Origin of the sequence: Mesotoga sp. HF07.pep.5.2.highcov, assembly GCF_003666285.1 — a bacterium.
Taxonomy (GTDB): domain Bacteria; phylum Thermotogota; class Thermotogae; order Petrotogales; family Kosmotogaceae; genus Mesotoga; species Mesotoga prima.
The window spans coordinates 1-546 of record NZ_JFHJ01000349.1 but is presented as its reverse complement, the minus strand read 5'-3'; the positions used below and the strand labels follow the sequence as shown (position 1 = coordinate 546).

The window sequence follows — 546 nt, the reverse complement described above, 5'->3', positions numbered from 1 at the left end:
TTCCGGTCGATCTTCTGATCTACACTCTGCACGAGTGGAATGAACTAAACAAAGAACTGTCTTACTTCATTAAAAGATTGGGAGAAGAAGTCAAGTGGATCTTCATGAAAGATGATTCATTGAACTTGTAGAAAGGATCTTTCCTTCGATCTATCTCACCGATGTTATCGGTAGAAGTTAGAACCCCTGCTTGTTGACAAAGTGAGATAGGCCACTCAAATGGCATGCTTTAGTACCTTACCCTTTCTCTTACTCCTCCCGATATTTGTAACCCGCTCTTTCCAACCCGATTCCGATGTTCGCTCTCCCAGCTCCTTGATTTCAAGAGAAACTGGTTAGCCGTTGAGTGGTTCCCCGTTCGCCGAGAAGAGCCGCTTCCCGCTTGCTAAGACACGCTGGACGCTGAAAAGAGCATCGTGATTCTGAATCAAGTTCAGATGACGCGATGTGACGTTTTCGGAAAGCCCGCCGGAATGCTGAAACAAGTTCAGACACGATGTGACATATTCGTAATCACCTAACACTGTCATCCCGAACTTGTTTCGG

At 45.8% G+C, this 546-nt stretch carries 1 protein-coding gene; it reads right to left on the bottom strand.

What is annotated here, in order from left to right; all coding sequences use genetic code 11:
- Positions 1-335: 335 nt before the first annotated feature.
- Positions 336-546 (bottom strand): hypothetical protein (locus BG32_RS15815; protein ID WP_220660315.1); only part of this gene is annotated, 211 nt, incomplete at its 5' end.